The organism is Streptomyces sp. NBC_00287, from assembly GCF_036173105.1.
Lineage (GTDB): Bacteria > Actinomycetota > Actinomycetes > Streptomycetales > Streptomycetaceae > Streptomyces.
In genome coordinates this window covers 5,945,789-5,961,411 of the sequence record NZ_CP108053.1, presented here as the reverse complement: position 1 = coordinate 5,961,411, position 15,623 = coordinate 5,945,789, and the positions used below count along the sequence as shown (strand labels likewise).

Below are 15,623 nucleotides of genomic sequence, written 5' to 3'. Positions count from 1 at the left end.
GCGATTCCGCACCCGTCCAACCCATCAGTACTCGTTGCGGCGCCGCAGCATGAAGGGCCGGCCGTCCGGGTCGACGAGGAGGCGGTGCAGGGGCGTGCAGAGCGCCTTGGTCGTACGCGAGAGGGTGGGCGGTCGGTAGGTGCGCAGGCGGCCGGGGGGCCTCGGACCGCGGCGGCCGCCCGCGTGCCATTCGTCCAGTGCGGCGGCGGTCGCCGCGAAGGTGTCGTAGGCGGTGCGGGGATCACAGAGCGGGTCAGGTGCCTGGGAGGTTCTGGGGGACTCCATGTCCAGGTGCTCGTGGGAGAGCTCCAGGCGCAGATTCCGGGCGAAGGCGCGCGCCGTCGCCGAGACCGCCGGGGTCGCGCGGCTCGCGTGGGTCCGTGGTCTCGTCGAGGACGGCGCAGGTGAGTTCGGAGTCATGGGTCCAGGAACGGAGATTGATGTTGTCGGAGCCGACCGAGGCCCACACGTCGTCGATCACGCACACCTTGGCGTGCACATACACCGGGGTCCCGGCATGGTTCTCCAGCCCATACACCGCGACGCGCCCGCCACCGGCGCGCCGGAGCCTGTCCAGGGCCGTGATCCGGCCGATCAGGTTCATCGGGAGCGTGAGCCGACCCGCCTGTTCGGGAAACGCCGGGATGACCGCGATCAGACGCAAGCCGGAGTTGGCTCTCAGCGCCTCGGCGAAGCACTCCACCACGTGCGGGGACCACAAGTACTGGTCCTCCAGGTAGATCAGTGCCCGGGCCCGCCGCAGGGCCTTGCGGTAGCCGCGCGCGATGCTGCGCTCGCCGTCGGGGGCGAAGTCGTAGCCACGCAGCAGCCGGTTGGGGTAGGTGCGCAGGACCTGGAGGGTGTGGGTGCCGCAGGGCGCGGGGTCTGGTGGCTGGGGCGGCAGCGGGTCCGCCTCGGTGTCCTCGCCGTGAGCGAGCTCCCGCAGCCGGACGAGCGGGCTGCGGGTGAGCGGTGCCGGGTCGTTCCAGCGTTCGCGGAAGCCGGCCTCGATGTCACCGACGGCCGGTCCGCGCAGCGCGAGCTGGACGTCGTGCCACGGTGGGTGCGGGCCGTACGCGTCGGCGATGGCCAGGGACTGCGGGTCGCCCCGGTGCGACGCGTCGTCGTGGCGGTTGTGGCACAGGTCGATGCCGCCGACGAACGCGATGTCGCGCTCGGGGCGGTCGGGATGCCGCAGGACGACGAACTTCTGGTGGTGCGAACCGCCGGGGCGCACCCGCATGTCGAGCAGGCACTCGCCGCCCGCCGCCTCGATCTCCGCGCCGAGGTGACGGTTCTCGGCCTCACTGAACTGGAAGCTGTCCAGATGGGAGCGCCACACCAGCCCTTTGACGATCACACCCCGCTCGGCCGCCTCGCTCAGGACGGTACCGACTTCGCTGCCGGGTCCGTCGAGACGCTCGTCCGGGTCGCCCCGCCAGTCGGTGAACAGGAGCAGGTCCCCGGCGCGCTGCGCGCGGATCGCGGTGAGGAGTGCCGGGAAGTACGTCGCGCCGTGGATGAGGGGCCGCACGACATTCCCGTACGACCAAGCCGCTCGGTCCGGTCGGCGGCTGTCCAAACGTGTGGCGCTGTTTCCGCGTTCGCCCGGGGTCAGCAGCCAGTCGGTGAGTTCCACGGCCCAGGTCCTCCAGACAGCACCCAGGTACCCGGTTCGGGGGCGCTCACGCTGGGGCCGGGGGCGGGAGGGGGCTACGGCGGTCCGGTGTCGCCGAGTTCGTCGAGGGACCGTCGGCATTGGTCGGCCCAGTCGGTGACGCCGATCTGTGCGTAGAGATCCATTGCTGCGCTCAATGCGGCGATGGCCTTCTCATAGCGGCCCAGCGCCTGGTGGACGCTGCCGAGGCCGTGGGTGGCGTTGGCCTGGCCCAGGCGATCGCCGAGGGTCTGGTAGATGCTGAGGGCCTCCTGGTGGGCCGTAGTGGCTTCCTCGTACCGGCCCTGCGTGTAGTGGATGTCGCCGAGGCCCTTGATGGCGTTGGCCTGACCCAGACGATTACCGAGCGTCCGGTAGATGGTCAGGGCCTCCTGGTAGGCCGTGGCGGCCTCCTCGTACCGGCCCTGCATGTGGTGGATGTCGCCGAGGCCCTTGATGGCGTTGGCCTGACCCAGACGATCATCGATGGTCTGGCAGAGGCCCAGCGCGTCCTGGTAAGCCGTGGCGGCCTCCTCGTACCGGCCCTGCACCTGGCGGACGTCGCCGAGGCCCTGGGTGGCGTTGCCCAGGCGCCTGCGATCACCGAGGGTCCGGAAGACGGTCAGGGACTCCTCGTAGGCGGTGGCGGCCTCCTCGTACCGACCCTGCACCCGGTGGATCTCGCCGAGGCGTTCGGCGGCCAAAGCGTGGTCCAGGGACTCCTGGGATGTGGTGCTTAGGATGATGTGGAAGAGCTCCTGGGCTTCGATGTAGCGACTGTCCAGATACAGCGATGCGCCGACGGCTCCCCGGAAGTCGTCTGCCTGCGGCCAGCCCCCGGTACCGGCGGCGCGGGCGACGGCCTGAAGTTCCTGGGTGTGTTCATCGAGCCACTGGCGTGCGTCCCCCACGTCCTGCTCATCGTTAGAAGCGGCGATGTCCAGAGCCCTCCGGGCTCGTTGGAGCCGCGTGCGCAGATGGTCGTACAGCCGCCATCTGCTGGCCTCTTCCTCCCCCGGCGCGCAGTTGAGCGCGGCCGTTTGGCGGGCGTACCCGAGGCTGCTGTCGTGGAGGCTGTAGCGATTGTTCTTACGGATCAGGAGTTGTTCGATCTCGGTGAGCCGGACCTCGACCTCGTACTCGGGCCGCCCGGCCATGGCGGCAAGGGAGTCGGGGGCGAAATCGGGGCCCGGGTGCCAGGCGCACTGGTGGATCAGGTTGCGCAGGTCGGTGTCGAGGGCGCTGTAGGCGCTCTGAAAGGCGGCGCGTTCGGCGGCGTCCAGGCGAGGGAAGGCGGTGTAGCGGTCGGGCCCGGTCAGCGCGGCGAGGATGGCCGCGGGCGAGGCTCCGCGCAGCAGGCGGGTGCCGACCGGGCCCAGGGCCAGGGCACTGCCGTTGATGCGGGCGGCGATCCGGTCGAGATCGCCGGTGTCCTGCGGGACGCCCATCTTGTGCCAGACGGTGACGCAGTGCTCGGCCGACAGTGGGGGCAGTGCGCACCGCCAGTGGGCGCTCAGGTCGAGGAGCTCGGAGCGGCTGGAGACCATGGCCGCGCTGGGTGATCCGGCGGAGGGCAGCAGCGGGGCCAGCTGTGCGGCGTCGCGGGCGTTGTCGAGCAGGAGCAGTACGGGGTGCTGCTTCAGGAACAGGCGCCAGGCTTCGGTTCGCGCCGTCAGGTCCGTGGGGATGCGTTCGGGCCCGTAGCCCATGTGGTGCAGTTGCTCGGCTATGACCATGTGCGGGTCACGGGGCTGTTCGTCCGGTGTCCAGCCGCGTAGGTCGATCTCCAGGCAGCCGCCCGGGAATTGGGGAGCCACGCGGGCGGCCGCGGCCCGTAGCAGCTCCGTCTTGCCCTGGCCGCCGCGTCCGTGCACGACGCACACCGCGCCCGGCTGCCCGGCCGCCCGCTCCAGTGCCGCCAACTCCTCCTCGCGGCCGGTGAAGTACCGGGTGGCCGCATAGGCGGTGATCGGTGCGACGGGGCGCGAGAATCCCACGGACGCGGACGCCGCCTGTGGATCGCGGGCCCTGTTGGTGGCGAGGGGGATGCGGTGACCGCTGTCCCGGGTACTCATCCGGGGTGTCGGCACCCGATGGCCTTCCACGGTACGGCCCTTCAACCGCTCGCACAGGGCCTCGTAGACGTCGGCCATGGTCAGCGTCGAGAGATGCTCGCCGCGCCGCCCGTCGGAGAGTTCCCCGGAGAGGCCGTCGCGCAGGAGCAGGACCAGCTCCCGGGTGAAGACGCTGCCGTCCGCCAGACACAACGACCGCTCGGTCTCGGCGGACGAGGTCAGTACGCAGGCGCCCTCGATATCGAAGTCCGGTGTCCCCAAGCCCTGTTCAGGTCCGCTCATGTGCAGGGCGGCACCGCTGAAGCAGCAGTCGACGATCACGACGCGATGCCGGGCCCGGGAGCCGGCCACGATCGCGCGGATCTCGTCGTAGGCGACCGAGTGGTGCGGGCGGTCCGGACGGGAGGCCTGGGTTCCCAGTAACAGGGCGCGCCCGTCCCGGCCGAAGTGCCCGTGCCCCGCGTAATACACGAGCAGCAGACCGCGCGCGTGATCCGCGGCGTCCTGCACGGCGTCCAGCAGAACCCCTGGCGTGCTGTTGGCGGGCACCGCCACACAGTGCTCCCCGGCGAATCCGCCCGCCTCGTGCGCGGTCAGCAGATCCCGCAGGGCGGGCACGTTGTGGCGTACGCCGTCCAGGGCGGGCAGATGCTGATATGCGTGGACCCCGAACAGCACTGCACGGGACCCCGACTGATCGACCGCCATCAGACCGGCCCGGCGGCCGTGCCGTCCCCGTCCCCGTCACCGTTCAGGTGCCGCAGCAGCTCGGCGAGCTCCTCCGCCGAGAGGTGGCCGATGTCGACGGTGCTGTCGCCGTGCGCCAACGTCCTCGCCCCGTCGTCCGTCGGCGTCCCGGAAGACCGGGTGGTACGCCAAGTCGCATACGCTACGGCGAAGTTCGCGATGCTGGTGGCGTTGCCGAGGATCACGTCCAGCGCTTCGAGCGCCCCCATGGTCGGCCCGTCACCGGTCACCGACTCCACGGGCAGTCCGGCCGTGCCGGGATCACGTCCCAGCCAGGAACGGAGATCCGTCAGCGCCCGCTCATCGCCCTCGGCCAGCACCTGGATGTGCATGTCCCATCGCCCCCGCCGTACGCCATCTCCCAACCGTGGACCCAGGGTAGTCGCGTCGTGGCTCTCGGAAGCGGGTCTTGCGTCATCAAGTGGGGCGACGGAACTGGGCAGTCGGAGGATCACTACGGTGGCCGCGTGACTGTTGCAGAGAACGTGGCACGCGCGCGTGGGGCTTGCGCCGAGCGGCTGATGTGCCATCCGCGGCTTCCCCTCGTGGCCGCACTGGATGCGGAACGCCCGGCTGTCCACATCTGGGATCACTCCTCGGGGCAGCTGAGCGAAATCGGCACTGTCGGCGCCGACTTGCCCGGCTACGACGATGCCCCGAGCTGGGAGCGGTGGAAGCGCACGCCCACCGCGGCCTGGCATCCGGAGCAGCCGCTGCTCGTGGTGGCGGGCGAGGAGGGGGCGGTCCGATGGACTCCCGCGGGGTGCTCCGTACTGGAACCCGCCGTCGGCTACCGCAATCTGGCGTTCAGCCCGGACGGCCGGACCTTGTGGGCGTCGCCGTCGTCGGGTGGTGACGAGCGTTCCGACGCGCTCGACCTGGCCACGGGCGCAGTGCGTCCCGGCCTGTGGTGGGACACCGGGGTCGCCGAGCATCCCGGCGGAGGGCTGGTGCTCACGCTCCAAAGCGACCAAGGCGCGACGCACGGCCTCTTCGCGCGGGTCGACGACGAGACCGCGCCCGCTCCGATGCGCGTGCTGCGCCGGGCGCTGATCCTGGACGTCGACGGCTACGAGACGCCGGTCTTCAGCGCGGACGGGCGCCACTTCGCGATCCGCGGCAACGCCTACGAGAACACACTGGAGGTATTCGCGTTCCCCTCGCTGCACCGCGTTCTGGCGACCACCCTCGGCGAACCCAGCCCGGGCTACCCGTACCCGCCGGAGTGGCTGGAGCAGATGCACGCGTGGTCCCGGCACAACATCGCGTTCGGCGCCCGGCCCGACGTGCTCTGGATCGGCACGCCGACCGGGACGCTCATCGAGCTGAACATCGACAGTCAGCAGGCGGTCGAGCACGACGTCCTCACCGGTTCCCGGGTCACCGCGCTCGCCGCCACCGCGACGGGCGAGCTCCTCGTCGCCGGTCGTGAGGGCGACCTCGTGCTGCTGTCCGTGCCCGGCGGAGACCCCGCAAAGGGCAGCGAGGCCCTGGTCACCGCCTTCCTGGACGCCACCTCCGACGTTCCCGAGGACTGCGACCTGGAGGAACACCTCGTCATCACCGACGGCGACCGGGCCTGGGAGCCGGACGACCTGGCCTCGGTGACCACCGCGACCGGGGCGGATCCGTCCTGGCTCCAATTGCGAGCGGCGATCAACAACGTGTTTGAGCAGGACACGTGACTCCGGAATTCAGTTGCGCCCGGTAGCGCCGGGCGGGCTTGATGGCCGTATGGCCGACATTCAGGGCTCGTACGACGATCTGTTCGCCGCTGTGCCCACCGCACTCGCCGAGTTGCTGGACGGCGGCGACGTCGGCGGCGCGGTGGCTGTCTACGTCGACGGCGAGCCCGTGGTGGATGTGTGGGGCGGGTTCGCCGATGCCCGGCGGAGCGTGCCCTGGCAGCGGGACACGCTCGTCAACGTCTGGTCCACCACCAAGACCATGACGGCACTGTGCGCGCTCGTCCTCGCCGACCGCGGCGAGCTCGATGTGGACGCGCCCGTCGTGCGGTACTGGCCGGAGTTCGGCGCGGGCGGCAAGGAGAAGGTGCTCGTACGGCATCTGCTGTCGCACACCGCCGGGCTGCCCGACTGGGATCCGCCGCTCACCACCGACGAGCTGTACGACTGGACCACCGCCACGGCTCGGCTCGCGGCGCAGGCCCCGTGGTGGGAGCCCGGGACCGGCGCCGGGTATCACTCGCTCACCCAGGGATTCCTGGTGGGCGAGGTCGTACGGCGGGTCACCGGGCGCAGCCCTGGCGCATTCTTCGCGGACGAAATCGCCGGGCCTCTCGGCGCCGACTTCCACATCGGGCTGCCCGCCGAGCACGACCACCGGGTGGCGCTCACCGTCCCTCCCCCGTCCCATGACGAGGACTACGCCACCAGCGCGGAAGCGGACGTCACCAGGGTCCGTCTCCGCGACGGCAACAGCACGGCCTGGCGCCGCGCCCAGATCCCCGCCGCGAGCGGATTCGGCAACGCCCGCTCGGTCGCCCTCGTCCAGTCGGCGATGGCCTGCGGCGGCACGGTCAACGGGGTGCGGCTGCTGTCGCGGGGCGGCTGTGACCGGGCGTGGGAGGAGCAGTTCAGCGGTGAGGACCTCGTGCTCGGCATGCCGGCCCGCTGGGGGCTCGGTTATGGCCTGTTCGGTACCACTTACGGGTGGGGCGGTTGGGGCGGTTCGCTGGTGATGATCGAGCCCGAGACACGGTCGGTGGTGGCGTATGTGACCAGCCAGATGCGCGAACCCGCCGAGGACACCCGGGGATTGGATCTCGTGATGTCCGCCTACGACGGAATCCAGGCGCTGCAGAAGTGATCACCGCATACCAACAGAGACTGCGGGACCGGCTGCTCGCCGCCCCGGAGGTCCCCGCGCCCGAACCCTGGCGGCCGGTGTTCCAGCCGATGCCGTACGCCCCCGTGGGCGGCCTCCTCGGCATCGGCTTCGCCACGCACCCCGACACCGGGCACGACCTGGTGATGGTCGTCTCGCACGACGGGCACGGTCTCTTCGACGCCGTGACCGGCGAGAAGATCGCCCGCGACCGGGACCCGGACCCCGAGACCGACACCCCCGACACGGCCGCCGATCTCACCTGCCCGGGGCTCGGCCCGATCGCCGGCACCAGGGTTCATATCGCCGGGCTCTTCGGCGGCGGGCTGCACACGGGCACCGACGGCTGGCAGGTGGACGTCCAGACCCCGGAGTGGCCCAACGAGCGGGTCCTGCTCTCCAACGGCCATGGCCAGTTCCACAACAGCCCTCACGGAGAAGGCTGGTGGCACATCTTCCACTCCTCCTACTCAACCTTCCGGGCCGCGGGTTTCTCCCCTTCCGGCGAGACCCTCGCTGTGGCGACGAGCAGTGACCTCACCGTCTGGACCCGCCACAACCCCTGACGGTTCGCGCAGCCCCCGCACCAGCAGCCACCCCAGCGCGGGCAGCACCGCCAACGGCGCCAGCGCTGTCTGCAGGGAGCTCGCGTCGGCGACCGCGCCGATCACCGGCGTGGCCAGGCCGCCGACGCTCACCGTCAGGCCGAGCGTGATGCCGCCGGCGGTGCCCACGCGCGTGGGCAGATAGTCCTGGCCGAGGGTGACCTGGAGGGAGAAGGGGACGTACAGGCCCGCCGAGGCCAGCGCCACGAAGACGTAGACCACCGGGCCGGGGACGAGGACCACGCCCGCGACCGCGACGACCGTGAGCAGGTACGACCGGCGCACCACCGTGACCCGGTCCCGGCGTTCGGCGAGAACTCCGCCCACCACACTGCCCACCGCGCCCCCGGCGTACAGCACGAACAGCGCGGCGCTACCGGCCGCCGTACCGCCGCCTGTGCGCTCCATGACGTGGAACGCGACGAAGGTGCTCAGGCCGATGAACGTGATGGACCGGCAGACCACGGCCAGCGACAGTCGTACGAAGGAGCGGGGGTCGTCGTGTGCCACCGCAGACGGCGCGTCACAGCCCCCTCCCTTCGGCCCATGAAGCGCCCGCAGAGCCGGAAGGCAGAGCGCGCTGCCCACTACCGCCGGGATCACCAGCAGCGGAGTCAGACGCAGGCCACCGGTGGCGACTACGGCTGCCACCAGCAGCGGCGCCGCCGCGAAGCCCAGCGTGCCGCCGAGCGAGAACCAGCCCATCGCCGTATGACGGCCCTGGGCCGCGAGGCGTGCGACGCGCGCCGATTCGGGGTGGTACGCCGCGACTCCCACCCCGGACAGCGCCATCAGGCCCAGCGTCAGCGCGTACGAGTCCCACAGCCCGCTCAGCGCGATTCCGGTGCCGCCCAGCAGTGTGCTGACGGGCAGCAGCCAGGGCACGGGCCGCCTGTCGGTCAGTACGCCGAACAGCGGCTGGGCCACCGAGGAGAGCAGGGAGGCGGCGAGCACGATGCCCGAGGCTGCGGCGTAGGAGTAGGCGCGTTCGGCCACGAAGAACGGGACGAGTGAGGCGACGGCGCCCTGGTAGACGTCGACACAGGCATGCCCGGCCGACAGCAGAATGATCGACTTGTTCCTTCGCACCCCGTCATCGTCGGCGCCGCGCAGCCTGACGGGCTTTCGATAATCTGCCAATCAATGCCGAAGACCCGCCAGACCCGCGATCAGGCCGCCGTCCGCCACCAGGCCGCCGTCCGCCACCGGGCCGCCGTCCGCCATCAGTCCACCGCCCCCACCCGCGCCCAATGGCTGGCCCCGGGCGCCGCCATCGACGCCCACCGTCACGACGAGCACCAGATCGTCTACGCGGCCCGCGGAGTCCTGGCGGTCACCACCGACGCCGGATCCTGGGTCGCGCCCGCCACCCGGGCCGTCTGGGTACCCGCCGGCACCGTGCACGCGCACCGGGCGCACGGCAGCCTCGACCTGCACCTCGTAGGTCTGCCCGCCGACGACAACCCGCTCGGCCTCGACGTGCCCACCGTCCTGAGCGTCGGCCCGCTGCCGCGCGAGCTGATCCTCGCCTACACCCGCGCCCCGCACGACGACAGCCCCGAGCGCGGACGGCTACGGGCGGTCCTGCTCGACCAGTTGCGGGCCTCCCCTCAGCAGCCCCTGCATCTGCCGGCCCCCACGGCACCCCAACTGCGTTCCCTGTGCGCCCTGTTGCACGAGGACCCGGCCGACAACCGCACCCTCGGCGCCCTCGGCCGACAGGTCGGCGCCAGTGAGCGGACGCTGTCCCGGCTCTTCCGTGCCGACCTCGGGATGACCTTCCCGCAGTGGCGCACCCAACTCCGGCTGTATCACGCGCTGGTGCTGCTGGCCGAGGGGATGTCCGTGACCGCGGTGGCGCATACGTGCGGCTGGTCGTCGGCGAGCGCGTTCATCGAGGCATTCCGGCGGACCTTCGGGCATACGCCGGGGGCGCACGGAACCACACATTCCGAGGGACGACGCTGAGGGCCCCGGAGCAGTCTCCGGGGCCCTCAGCAGGTCACACCGCTCAGATCGTGGCCGTGTCGATCACGAACCGGTACCGGACGTCACTCGCCAGCACCCGCTCGTACGCCTCGTTGATCTCGCTCGCGGCGATCAGCTCGATCTCGGCGCCGAAGCCGTGCTCGGCGCAGAAGTCCAGCATCTCCTGGGTCTCCTGGATGCCGCCGATGCCCGACCCGGCGAGGGTCTTGCGGCCCATGATCACCGAGAAGAGGTTGAGCGCGACGGGCTCCTCGGGGGCGCCGACGTTCACGAAGGCGCCGTCCGTCCTGAGCAGGGACAGGAACTGGTCCAGGTTCAGCGGGGCCGAGACCGTGGACAGGATCAGGTCGAAGTTGCCCTGAAGCTCCTCGAAGGTCTTCGGGTCGCTGGTCGCGTAGTAGTGGTCCGCGCCCAGCTTCAGCCCGTCCTCCTGCTTGCGCAGGGACTGCGAAAGGACCGTCACCTCGGCGCCGAGCGCGTGCGCGATCTTGACGGCCATGTGGCCGAGGCCGCCCATGCCGAGAATCGCGACCTTCTTGCCGGGGCCGGCGTTCCAGTGCTTGAGCGGGGAGTAGGTGGTGATGCCCGCGCACAGCAGCGGTGCGGCCACATCGAGGGACAGACCGTCCGGGATACGGACGGTGTAGTTCTCGTCCACGACGATCTGCCGGGAGTAGCCGCCGTAGGTGGGCTCGCCGTTCTTGTCGACGGCGTTGTACGTGCCGATCACGCCGCCGCCGGTGCAGTACTGCTCGAGACCGGCCTTGCAGTTGTCGCACTCACGGCAGGAATCGACCATGCAGCCGACGCCCACGCGGTCGCCGACGGCGAACTTGGTGACACCGGGTCCGACCTCGGAGACCACGCCCGCGATCTCATGGCCGGGCACCATCGGGAAGATGGCCTCGCCCCAGCCCTCGCGGACCTGGTGGATGTCCGAGTGGCAGATACCGGCGAACTTGATGTCGATCAGCACATCGAACTCGCCGACCGCACGGCGCTCGATGGTGGTGCGCTCCAGCGGGGCCTTGGCAGAGGGGGCGGCGTATGCAGCGACAGTGGTCATGGGAGTGGTTCTCCTAGGGGTTGCGCGCCCGGCTGCCTTCTCTTGCCTTCTCACCGGGCACGGCCTCCAGCCTGCCGGGTCGGCGAGCATTCACCCAGGTCACAGCTTTGCGTACGTCTGGTGTTCCTACTACTGACGGGGTCAGGCTGGTGTGCGTACGACCGTGAATACTGGAGGTATGGACGAACAGCCCGAATCCCCGCACGAGCCCGGCGGCGGCCTGGACCGGCGCGCCGAGCTCAGTGAGTTTCTGCGCACCCGGCGTGCCCGGCTGAAGCCGGAGGACGTAGGGCTGCCGGACTTCGGGCGACACCGCAGGGTGCCGGGGCTCAGGCGCGAGGAGCTGGCGCAGCTGGCCGGGGTGTCCGTGGCGTACTACACGCGGCTCGAGCAGGGCAATGGGCGCAATGTGTCGGCGGAGGTGCTGGACTCCATCGCCCGGGCGCTGCGGCTCAGCGACGCCGAGCACGCGCATCTGACGCATCTGGCGAAGCCGAAACAGCACAAGAAGAAGCAGGCGGGTCGGACCCAGCACGTGCGCCCGGCGCTACAGCACCTGCTGGACTCGATGACGGATGTGCCGGCGTACGTCACGGGCCGCCGCTCCGATGTCCTCGCCTGGAACCGGATGGCCTCGGCCCTCTTCGGCGACTGGGGACAGCTGCCGGCGCAGGAGCGGAACTGGGCGCGGCTGGTGTTCCTCAACCGCGACTCCCGCGAGCTGTTCGTGGACTGGGACCAGAAGGCGTACGACATGGTCAGCTTTCTGCGTATGGACGCGGGCTGCCACCCGGACGACCCGCTGCTGTCCGCCCTGGTCGGCGAACTCTCCGTGAAGAGCGAGGAGTTCAGGCGCCTGTGGGCCACCCACGACGTCAAGGAGAAGAGCTACGGCGTCAAGCGCCTGCGCCATCCCCTGGTGGGTGAACTGACCCTGTCCTTCGAGTCGTTCCGCCTGGCCGACGACGGCGAGCAGATCCTGATCACGTACCACGCGGAGCCCGGGTCCCCGGCCGCGGAGGCGCTCCGGCTCCTGGCGAGCTGGGGCACGGACGCGACGCGGGCGGGGACCGGGGCCGCTCAGCCCTGATACGGCGGCGCCGCCCCCCAGTTCCACTTCGGCACCGGCTGCTCCGCCGGGGGCTTCGCGTCGGCGCTGGAGAAGTAGACCGCGAGGCGGGTACCCCACTCCACATACGCCAGGAACGCGGACCGGAACTCCGCGTCCGTGGGCAGGCCCGCCTCGTCCGCCGCGTCCTGGATGAGGTTGACCCAGCGGCGGCGCTGGGGCTCGGTGATGGCCAGGCCCATGTGTTTGGCGACCATATGGCCGTGGCCGCCCTGGGTGTCGGAGTAGGCGGTCGGTCCGCCGAAGACCTCGCCCAGCCATACGGCCACATGCTCGGCGTGGGCCGGGTCCAGGTCCTCGAAGAACGGGGAGAGCAGGTCGTCCTTGCGGACCCTGTCGTAGAAGGCCGAGGTCAGGCGGCTGAGCGCCTCGGCCCCGCCCGCCCACGCGTACAGCGTCGGCACCGCCGAACCCGTGCCGTGCACGCTGGTCGGCTTGTAGTGCCGCATCTCCTCGATGTTGCCGATGTAGGGGCGGATCTCGGCCAGGAAGTCGGGGAACAGCTCCGAGGTGCGGAAGCCCTTGATGTGGTCCTCGGTCGAGGTCCAGGTGATACGCAGGATGAAGTGCTCGAAGTCCTCCTCGCAGCGGGTCAGTTCGTAGTCCACGCACTGCGGGGCCGCCGCGAGACTGGTCGCGGCGCGGGTGTAGGCGGACAGGAACTCCGCCGACTGCTGCTCGGGGATGCGGTACCGGATGTATTCCACCGTGTGAGCCGTCATGCGCCCACACAAGCACGGGAGCCGGATGGAAGCTGCTCTTCCGGCGCGGCATGGGTCCGTGTCAGCGCTGGGCGAAATCCAGCCGCGCTGACAGTCGTATGCGGGCCGGTTCCTGGCCGGCGGACAGCCTTCTCATGCTTCTCTTATTTCGGCCTTATCCCTTCATCACGCGCCGTACCTAGCTTGCGGCCATGTTCTTCACCTACCTGAGGCGCGAGCTGCGCCGCCGCAGAAAGGCGGCCCTCGTCGTCGCCTCCGGGCTCGCGCTGGGCATCGCCCTGGTCATCGTGGTCAACTCCGTGTCCTCGGGCATGGGCAAGGCCCAGGACAAGGTCCTGGAATCGTTGTACGGGCTCGGCACCGACATGACCGTCACCAAGGCGGCCGCCGCCGAGGGCAGCCAACCGGAGCGGCCACGCTTCGAGTTCGACGCGCAGGACAGCGACTCCGAGGAGGAGCAGAGCAGCGACCGGGTCATGGTCCAGGGCTTCCAGACGCTGGCGAGCTCGACCGTCGACAAGGTCGGTGCGCAGAACGGCGTCTCGGACGCGGTGGGCGGGCTGAGTCTGCAAGTCATCAAGGTCAACGGCCAGTTCCGGCGCGGCGAGTTCCAGCAGGACGGGGGCGGCGGCCAGGGGCAGGGCGGTCCCGGCGGCGGGACGCAGGCGCCCGAGGGGCGGGTCGAGGGCGGTGGCGCCGAGTTCGACGTCAACAACTACTCGGTCTACGGCACGGATGTCACCGAGCCGGCGCTGGGTCCGCTGACCTCCTCGAAGATCACCAGCGGTCGTACGTTCAAGTCGTCGGAGACCAACGCCAAGGTGGCCGTCGCCGACGCGTCGTACGCCAAGGAGAAGGAGCTGAAGGTCGGCTCCACCGTCACCATCAAGGGCACCAAGTTCGAGGTGATCGGCATCGCCACGCCCGAGAGCGGGGACGCGGCGGCCAACCTCTACGTCCCGCTGAAGCAGGCGCAGACGCTGAGCGACTCGAAGAACAAGGTCACCACGATCTACGTCAAGGCGACCGACTCCCAGCGGATCGACGCGGTCAAGTCGGAGATCCAGAAGAACATCTCCGGTACGACGGTGACGACTTCGGCGGATCTGGCGGACACGGTGTCGGGGTCCCTGTCGACGGCGTCCGACCTGGCGTCGAGCGTCGGCAAGTGGCTGTCGATCGCGGTCCTGGTAGCGGCGTTCCTGGTGGCCGGCCTGCTGACGTCCTCGGCGGTGTCGCGCCGGGTACGCGAGTTCGGCACGCTGAAGGCCCTGGGCTGGAAGTCGGGCCGGGTGACCCGGCAGGTCGTCGGCGAGGCGATCGTGAACGGCCTGGTGGGCGGCGCCCTGGGCATCGCGGTGGGCCTGGCGGGCGCATACGCGGTGACGGCGATCAGCCCGACGCTGGAAGCGGAGTTGGCCACAACGGGCGGCGGCGCCTTCGGCGGAGGCGGCCCCGGCGGAGGCATGGGCGGCGGCCCGGCAGCCCAGCAGTCCTCGAACGCCCTGGAAGTAGCCCTGACAGCCCCGGTCAGCGCAACGACGATCGCCCTGGCGGTGGGCCTGGCGGTAACAGGCGGCCTGATAGCGGGAGCCTTCGGCGGCTGGCGCGCGTCGAGGCTCCGCCCGGCGGACGCACTGAGGCGAGTCGAGTAGCACCGGTCGGCTGCGGCCGGCGGGGATGGGTCGCGCAGCCCGGCGCTGACGGGTTGCCACCCTTCTTTGCCAGCGGGCGCCGCCCCAGCGGCACGACTGCCCGCGGCTCGAGCGGCGCAGTCAGCGCGGCTGAAGCGGCGCAGCCGGCCCGCGGCTCGAGCGGCGCAGCCAATCGCGGCTGGACGAAGAACTGACGGACCTGCACCCACCCAAGGGGCGCGGGGCTGTGTCGATATACGGCTCCGCCGCGTGAGCGCGACCAGCCCCCACCCACCCGCAGCCGGCAAACCACTCGCACCACCCCCGAACCCCACCCAGGAGCACCCCACATGTACGAACTCAGAAACGTCACCAAGCTCTACACACGCGGTAAAGAAACCGTCCACGCCCTCGACGGAGTCGATCTCACGATCCCCGACGGCGACCGGCTCGTCATCCAAGGCCCCACAGGCGGCGGCAAGTCCACCCTGCTTCAGATGCTCGGTGGGCTCGATCGCCCGACTTCCGGTGAGGTCGTTCTGGATGGCACAGATCTGGCCAAGTTGTCCGAGGCCAAACTGACCGGCGTCCGCAGTGAGAACATCGGCTTTGTCTTCCAGAGTTTCAATCTCATTCCCACCCTCACCGCCCAGGAGAACGTCGAGACCGCCCTGGTCCCACTGGGCGTCAAGGTGAAGGAACGCCGCGAACGAGCCGCCGAGGCACTGAAGTCCGTCGGGCTCGGCGAGCGGCTCACCCACCTGCCCTCCGAGATGTCCGGCGGTCAGCAGCAGCGCGTCGCGATCGCCCGAGCCCTGGTCAAACAACCCAAGGTGCTGCTCGCCGACGAACCCACCGGCAACCTCGACGAGTCGATGCGCGACGAGATCATGGACGTACTCGAACGCATGTGGAAGGAGCTCGGGCTCACTTTCATCGTGGTCACGCACGATTCGGCCATCGCGAAGAAGGCCCCGCGTCTCGCGACCATCCGCAAGGGAAAGATCTCCGTCAAGGAAAACGCGGGCTCGTAGAATGACCGACTCGTAACAGTCCGATTCTGTCCGTCCCCTGTCTATTGAGGTCGCTGATCATCCCCCGGCATACTGCGTATTCCGGGGGGTGCACGTACGTCTGTGCAGGACCATCCCC

At 70.2% G+C, this 15,623-nt stretch carries 14 protein-coding genes; 7 read left to right on the top strand and 7 right to left on the bottom strand.

Annotation, left to right across the window (positions count from 1 at the left end; genetic code table 11):
* Positions 1 to 24: 24 nt before the first annotated feature.
* The 4 genes from OHT76_RS27295 to OHT76_RS27280 form a co-directional block, all read right to left on the bottom strand.
* On the bottom strand, positions 25 to 285 hold the full coding sequence (locus OHT76_RS27295) for a hypothetical protein (RefSeq protein ID WP_328873493.1): 261 nt from the start codon (positions 283 to 285) through the stop codon (positions 25 to 27).
* Positions 254 to 1,639 carry a phospholipase D family protein gene (locus tag OHT76_RS27290; protein WP_328873492.1) on the bottom strand — a complete coding sequence of 462 codons (1,386 nt, stop codon included), beginning with the start codon at positions 1,637 to 1,639 and terminating at the stop codon, positions 254 to 256. The genes OHT76_RS27295 and OHT76_RS27290 overlap by 32 nt, the downstream gene beginning before the upstream one ends.
* Positions 1,640 to 1,713: 74 nt before the next feature.
* Complete coding sequence (locus OHT76_RS27285) at positions 1,714 to 4,440, bottom strand: caspase, EACC1-associated type (RefSeq protein WP_328873491.1); 2,727 nt, start codon at positions 4,438 to 4,440, stop codon at positions 1,714 to 1,716.
* Positions 4,440 to 4,811: an effector-associated constant component EACC1 gene (locus OHT76_RS27280; protein WP_328873490.1), complete on the bottom strand. Its 372-nt coding sequence runs from the start codon at positions 4,809 to 4,811 to the stop codon at positions 4,440 to 4,442. The genes OHT76_RS27285 and OHT76_RS27280 overlap by 1 nt, the downstream gene beginning before the upstream one ends.
* Positions 4,812 to 4,946: 135 nt before the next feature.
* On the opposite strand from OHT76_RS27280, the gene OHT76_RS27275 reads away from it, so the two are divergent.
* Genes OHT76_RS27275 through OHT76_RS27265 form a run of 3 tightly spaced genes read left to right on the top strand, consistent with a single transcriptional unit; the run spans position 4,947 to position 7,892 of the window.
* Complete coding sequence (locus OHT76_RS27275; protein ID WP_328873489.1) at positions 4,947 to 6,164, top strand: hypothetical protein; 1,218 nt, start codon at positions 4,947 to 4,949, stop codon at positions 6,162 to 6,164.
* 49 nt (positions 6,165 to 6,213) lie between these two features.
* On the top strand, positions 6,214 to 7,308 hold the full coding sequence (locus OHT76_RS27270; RefSeq protein WP_328873488.1) for a serine hydrolase domain-containing protein: 1,095 nt from the start codon (positions 6,214 to 6,216) through the stop codon (positions 7,306 to 7,308).
* Complete coding sequence (locus OHT76_RS27265) at positions 7,305 to 7,892, top strand: hypothetical protein (RefSeq protein ID WP_328873487.1); 588 nt, start codon at positions 7,305 to 7,307, stop codon at positions 7,890 to 7,892. The genes OHT76_RS27270 and OHT76_RS27265 overlap by 4 nt, the downstream gene beginning before the upstream one ends.
* Here OHT76_RS27265 and OHT76_RS27260 read toward each other — a convergent pair.
* On the bottom strand, positions 7,797 to 9,020 hold the full coding sequence (locus OHT76_RS27260) for an MFS transporter (protein ID WP_328873486.1): 1,224 nt from the start codon (positions 9,018 to 9,020) through the stop codon (positions 7,797 to 7,799). The two genes, OHT76_RS27265 and OHT76_RS27260, sit on opposite strands and share 96 nt — an antisense overlap.
* A 54-nt stretch (positions 9,021 to 9,074) precedes the next feature.
* Between OHT76_RS27260 and OHT76_RS27255 the strand changes: the two genes are divergently transcribed.
* A complete protein-coding gene (locus tag OHT76_RS27255; RefSeq protein ID WP_328873485.1) occupies positions 9,075 to 9,899 on the top strand; it encodes an AraC family transcriptional regulator in 825 nt (274 codons plus the stop codon).
* 43 nt (positions 9,900 to 9,942) lie between these two features.
* Here OHT76_RS27255 and OHT76_RS27250 read toward each other — a convergent pair whose 3' ends face one another.
* A complete protein-coding gene (locus OHT76_RS27250) occupies positions 9,943 to 10,986 on the bottom strand; it encodes an NAD(P)-dependent alcohol dehydrogenase (RefSeq protein ID WP_328873484.1) in 1,044 nt (347 codons plus the stop codon).
* A 178-nt stretch (positions 10,987 to 11,164) separates the two neighbouring features.
* Here OHT76_RS27250 and OHT76_RS27245 point away from each other — a divergent pair, with 178 nt between their 5' ends.
* Positions 11,165 to 12,076 (top strand): helix-turn-helix domain-containing protein, encoded by a 912-nt coding sequence (locus OHT76_RS27245; RefSeq protein WP_328873483.1) that lies wholly within the window; start codon positions 11,165 to 11,167, stop codon positions 12,074 to 12,076.
* Here OHT76_RS27245 and OHT76_RS27240 read toward each other — a convergent pair.
* Complete coding sequence (locus OHT76_RS27240) at positions 12,067 to 12,837, bottom strand: group II truncated hemoglobin (RefSeq protein WP_328873482.1); 771 nt, start codon at positions 12,835 to 12,837, stop codon at positions 12,067 to 12,069. The genes OHT76_RS27245 and OHT76_RS27240 overlap by 10 nt on opposite strands.
* Before the next feature lie 191 nt (positions 12,838 to 13,028).
* On the opposite strand from OHT76_RS27240, the gene OHT76_RS27235 reads away from it, so the two are divergent.
* Both OHT76_RS27235 and OHT76_RS27230 read left to right on the top strand, forming a co-directional pair.
* Positions 13,029 to 14,492 (top strand): ABC transporter permease, encoded by a 1,464-nt coding sequence (locus tag OHT76_RS27235; protein WP_328873481.1) that lies wholly within the window; start codon positions 13,029 to 13,031, stop codon positions 14,490 to 14,492.
* Positions 14,493 to 14,821: 329 nt separating this feature from the next.
* The gene (locus OHT76_RS27230; RefSeq protein ID WP_328873480.1) at positions 14,822 to 15,505 is read left to right on the top strand and encodes an ABC transporter ATP-binding protein; all 684 of its coding nucleotides are present in this window, start codon (positions 14,822 to 14,824) and stop codon (positions 15,503 to 15,505) included.
* Positions 15,506 to 15,623: the final 118 nt, after the last annotated feature.

Excerpts from the sequence above, each read along its gene's own strand:
- OHT76_RS27295 (WP_328873493.1), bottom strand. The coding sequence starts at position 285 with ATGGAGTCCCCCAGAACCTCCCAGGCACCTGACCCGCTCTGTGATCCC.
- OHT76_RS27285 (WP_328873491.1), bottom strand. The coding sequence starts at position 4,440 with ATGGCGGTCGATCAGTCGGGGTCCCGTGCAGTGCTGTTCGGGGTCCAC.
- OHT76_RS27280 (WP_328873490.1), bottom strand. The coding sequence starts at position 4,811 with ATGCACATCCAGGTGCTGGCCGAGGGCGATGAGCGGGCGCTGACGGAT.
- OHT76_RS27270 (WP_328873488.1), top strand. The coding sequence starts at position 6,214 with ATGGCCGACATTCAGGGCTCGTACGACGATCTGTTCGCCGCTGTGCCC.
- OHT76_RS27255 (WP_328873485.1), top strand. The coding sequence starts at position 9,075 with ATGCCGAAGACCCGCCAGACCCGCGATCAGGCCGCCGTCCGCCACCAG.
- OHT76_RS27250 (WP_328873484.1), bottom strand. The coding sequence starts at position 10,986 with ATGACCACTGTCGCTGCATACGCCGCCCCCTCTGCCAAGGCCCCGCTG.
- OHT76_RS27245 (WP_328873483.1), top strand. The coding sequence starts at position 11,165 with ATGGACGAACAGCCCGAATCCCCGCACGAGCCCGGCGGCGGCCTGGAC.
- OHT76_RS27240 (WP_328873482.1), bottom strand. The coding sequence starts at position 12,837 with ATGACGGCTCACACGGTGGAATACATCCGGTACCGCATCCCCGAGCAG.
- OHT76_RS27235 (WP_328873481.1), top strand. The coding sequence starts at position 13,029 with ATGTTCTTCACCTACCTGAGGCGCGAGCTGCGCCGCCGCAGAAAGGCG.
- OHT76_RS27230 (WP_328873480.1), top strand. The coding sequence starts at position 14,822 with ATGTACGAACTCAGAAACGTCACCAAGCTCTACACACGCGGTAAAGAA.